This is a genomic window from Burkholderia sp. (genome assembly GCF_018375725.1).
In the GTDB taxonomy this organism is placed as follows: domain Bacteria; phylum Pseudomonadota; class Gammaproteobacteria; order Burkholderiales; family Burkholderiaceae; genus Burkholderia.
In genome coordinates, this window is sequence record NZ_JAHACR010000334.1 from 1 (window position 1) to 4,271 (window position 4,271).

4 protein-coding genes and 1 tRNA gene are annotated in these 4,271 nt (G+C 64.6%); 4 read left to right on the plus strand and 1 reads right to left on the minus strand.

The features are described from left to right. Window positions 1-5: 5 nt before the first annotated feature. Window positions 6-101: transfer RNA gene (locus KH616_RS22085), tRNA-Sec, on the plus strand. A 554-nt stretch (window positions 102-655) separates the two neighbouring features. Then, window positions 656-1,084, plus strand: a complete 429-nt coding sequence (locus KH616_RS22090; RefSeq protein WP_292251321.1) for a BON domain-containing protein — start codon at window positions 656-658, stop codon at window positions 1,082-1,084. A gap of 150 nt (window positions 1,085-1,234) precedes the next feature. Here the strand turns inward: KH616_RS22090 and KH616_RS22095 are convergent, their stop codons facing one another. Further along, entirely contained in the window at window positions 1,235-2,149 is a 915-nt protein-coding gene (locus KH616_RS22095) for a mechanosensitive ion channel family protein (RefSeq protein ID WP_292251329.1), read from the minus strand. A 155-nt stretch (window positions 2,150-2,304) separates the two neighbouring features. On the opposite strand from KH616_RS22095, the gene KH616_RS22100 reads away from it, so the two are divergent. Further along, a complete protein-coding gene (locus tag KH616_RS22100; protein ID WP_292251323.1) occupies window positions 2,305-3,309 on the plus strand; it encodes an AraC family transcriptional regulator in 1,005 nt (334 codons plus the stop codon). A 163-nt stretch (window positions 3,310-3,472) separates the two neighbouring features. Beyond that, window positions 3,473-4,271 (plus strand): acyl-CoA dehydrogenase family protein (locus tag KH616_RS22105; RefSeq protein ID WP_292251326.1); only part of this gene is annotated, 799 nt, incomplete at its 3' end.

Below are 4,271 nucleotides of genomic sequence, written 5' to 3' on the forward strand. Positions count from 1 at the left end.
CCGAAGGAAGGCATCCGTATCCGGTGGTGCGGCCGGGCTTCAAACCCGGTAGGGGGCGTCAGCCGCTCCCTGGTAGGTTCGACTCCTGCTGCCTTCCGCCACAAGGGCTCCGATCATCCCATGCCTACGGAGCCGGCAATCCTCATTCCGATCGTACTGTTCGCGGAGATCGCGGCATCGTCCTCCCCGCCGCGTGTCCGGTGCGCGCTGTCGCGGCGGATCCGCGGAGCGTTTCGCAAGCGGCGCATTCGCCGGACATCCGGCCTTTGCGTCGATGCGCCATGCGGCGCGGTTTCACTGCGGCCGCGTGCGCCTGTCAAGCAGTTTTTCCAGATGTAACAGGGGCGATAGCGTATACGCAACGAAAGCCAAATTTCGCGACAGGGAGGGGCGACCGACCCTTTCACGTTTTTTTGGATTCCAGTTATAGTGCGCGAACGTGTGCCGAGAACAGCCGCATCCTTGTCGCGTCACGCGAATACCGCAGAATCATGCGGGATTCGACGCTTGCCACGGACGAATGGGCGCTTGAATCGATGGCGACGATGATCGTAACGAAGTGCAGTAAACGGACGAAGCAGCCGCTTCGTCGAGCGTTCGTTTGAAGCGGCAGTCAATCCGTATTTGTCTGTTTCTATTTTTCAAGGAGAAGATAATGAAGGTACGTGTCAAGGCTCTGCTGGGCGGGATCGTCATGGTGTCGTCGCTCGCATGCTATGCGCAGGCCACCACGGCTACGACCGCAGCATCGGGCGCAGCCGCAGCTTCGGCCGCTCCCGTTGCATCGGGCGCGCAAGCCGCTCCGGCGAAGGCACCGGCTACGGCGCGTTCGTCGAAGAAGGCAGACCGTGCAGCGAACCGCGCGCTGTCGAAGAAGGTGTACAAGGCCATCACGAAGGCGCCTGGCATCGGCAACGCGGAAGTCACGGTTTTCGCCCAGGCGAAGACGGGTGCAGTGACGCTCGCCGGCTACGTGACCGACGAGTCCCAAGACAAGGTGGCGCAAGACGCCGCTCGCCAAGTGCCGGGCGTCAAGTCCGTCACGAGCAAGCTGCGCCTGCGCATGGAAGGCGGCGGCCAGTAAGCTGTCCGCATCGACGCGGATGGCTGCCGGATGCCCGGCCTGACGGCAGTGTCCGCGGGCTCGGTCTTCCGGCATTCGCGTGCACGCGCGGCAAACGCGCGTGCACGCGTATTTGCGTCTGGACGGGGCGCAGCACGCAACGCTCAATCGTCAGGCCGACCGCGAACGCGCGATGCGTTTGTCGTGTCCGGCATCCTCCCCGCCTGAATTTCCGCTCTCCTGATATACCGACGATGCATCGCGAACGACATGCAGTTCGCGCGTGCGGATCGGCAGCGAGCATCCGGCCTCGGCAAGTGTCCTACGCACCTGACGCGCGAGGCGCCAGCGAAGCGCCCAGAACGTGTCGGTATGGGCCCACACGCGCAGGTTCACGATCGCCGTGCTGTCGTCGAAACGCATCACCATGACCTCCGGCGCGGGATCCTGAAGCGCATCCGGGTCGTGTCCGGCGAGTACGCGCAGCGCGTCGAGCGCACGGTCGATATCGTCGCGCACGGAGACTTCGATCTCGAGATCCAGCCGGCGCGTCGGGTTGCGCGTGTAATTGCGAATTGCGCTGCCCCAGAGCGAACTGTTCGGTACGTACTCGCAGATGCCGTCCGGTTTGGTCAGGCGCGTCATGAAGAGCCCCACCTCATGGACGGTCCCCGCCACGCCGGCGCCACCGTCGATATAGTCGCCCACCTTGAACGGCCTGAGCAGCAGAAGCATGATGCCGGCTGCGATGTTCTGCATGGTGCCCTGCAGCGCAAGCCCGATCGCGAGACCGGCGGCACCGAGCACCGCGACGATGCTGGCCGTTTCGATGCCGAGCTGCGACAGCGCGCCCACGATCGCGACGATGCGGATGCCCCAGATGCCGACATCGCGGAGAATCGGCCGCAAGGTGTCGTCGACGTGCGCCTTGCTCGCCAGCACGCGGTTCAGGCCGTGGCCGACGCGTTTCGAGATCCACCAGCCGGCCACGAGCAGGAGCAGGCCCGAACAGAGCTTGACCGACAGGGTCGACAGGGTGCTCCAGACGAACGCCCAGCGTTCGGGATGGATGTGGTCGAAAAGCATGTTCACTCGCGTTGTTTCCTGATGATGCCGTTAATGAACGGGGCATCGTAACAGCATGACGGGGGCGGATGCTTCGGAGACGGCCGCCCGGCCGGCATCGCCGACGGTTGAAATATGACAAAATCGGCCATGCGTTCACCGCCTGCGATGCTCTCTTGAACTCCTTTTCCCCTACTGTCCCCATCTCGGTCGTCAACGGTTTCCTGTCCGGCGCGGACCGTACAGCCGTCGCGCGCATGGCCGAGCAGTCGGGCATTCCGCACGAGTTGCTGACGAAGCCGGCGGCGCGCGTGACGCAGGAGCAGTTCTCGACGCTTTACCGGCTGCTGGCGATGGAGCTGGACGACGAAATGCCAGGCATCTTCAGCCGTCCGCTGCGCAACGGGATCCTGAAGTTTCTGTGCCTCAGCCTGCTGGATGCGCCGCGGCTGGAGGTCGCGCTGCATCGTTTCGGCCAGTTCTTTCACCTGATTCTCGACGACTTCCGGCTCGTCTCCCGGCGGGAAGAGGCGCGCGCGGTGGTCGAGTTCTTCGCCAATCCGGACGGTCCGCCAGTCAGCGCGCTCGCGCGGGAATTGATGCTCAAGCTCGTGCACGGCGTGGCGTCGTGGCTGATCCGGCAGAAGATTCCGCTCGTCGAAGCCAATTTCGAATTTCTCCGGCCCGCCATGTCCGGCGATTTGCTGTACCTGTTTCCCGGCCCGGTGCGTTTCGGCAGGGACACTACGTGCCTGGTGTTCGACGCGGCGTATCTCGACCGCCCGATCCGGCAGCGGAAGTCCGACCTGACAGCATTTCTCCAGCGTGCGCCGGAGGACTGGATCTTCGTGTCCTTTACCGAGGAAATGGTGTGCCATCGTGTCCGGCAGCGCATCGCGGACAGCCTGCCGGCGATGCCGACGGTCGATGCCGTCGCGCAACAGCTGCACTATTCGGTGCGCACGCTGTGCCGGCGGCTCGAAGCGGAGGGCACGACGTTTCAGGCGATCAAGGACGAAGTTCGGCGCGACGTGGCGATCCAGCGGCTGACCCGCTCGGACGACGCGATCGCGGCGATCGCCTACGACGTCGGCTTCGACAATCCGACCGCCTTTCATCGCGCATTCCGGCACTGGACCGGCAGCACGCCGGCCGCGTATCGGCACACGAAACTCACATGAGCCGCGCGCCATCGCACGGCGGCGATTGGCAGCATTTGTCAGCGAAAGGGCAGGTTTGGGTATCGGAGCGTGGCGGGCCGGGCGCTACGATGCTGCATCGCAACCGCGCTTCACGGCAGCAGATCCTGCCATCCAGCGCGCATATCTACGAAGGAGACAGGCGATGAGTTACGTTCCGCCCACCAAGGAAATGACATTCGTGCTGGAGGCGCTGGCGGATATTGCAAGCGTCGCCGCACTGCCGGGGCTCGAGGATTCGAATCTCGAGACAGCCCAGGCGGTGCTCGACGAGGCGGCGAAACTGAACGCCGAGGTCATCGCGCCGCTGAACGTCGAAGGCGACCGCCAGCCGAGCCACTGGCAGGACGGCCGTGTCGTGACCACGGCGGGCTTCGCGGATGCCTACCGTCAATTCGCGGAAGGCGGCTGGCAAGGCGTCGGCCATCCGGTCGAGTTCGGCGGGCAGGGCCTGTCGAAGCTGATCGCCACGCCCTGCATGGAAATGGCCAACGCGGCGAACCTGTCGTTCGCGTTGTGCGCGATGCTGACCGACGGCGCAATCGAGGCGCTGTTGACCGCCGGTTCCGATGCGCTCAAGCAGCGGTATCTGCCGAAGCTGGTCGCGGGCGAGTGGACCGGCACGATGAACCTGACGGAGCCGCAGGCCGGTTCGGATCTCGCGATGGTGCGTTCGCGCGCGACGCGGGAAGCGGACGGCACGTACCGGATCTTCGGCACGAAGATTTTCATTACCTATGGCGAGCACGACATGGCCGAGAACATCGTCCATCTCGTGCTGGCCCGTGCGCCGGATGCGCCGGAGGGCGTGAAGGGGATCTCGCTGTTCGTGGTGCCGAAGTTCATCGTCAACGACGACGGCTCGCCCGGCGCGCGCAACGACGTGCAGTGTGTGTCGATCGAGCACAAGCTCGGCATCAAGGCGAGCCCGACCGCCGTGCTCC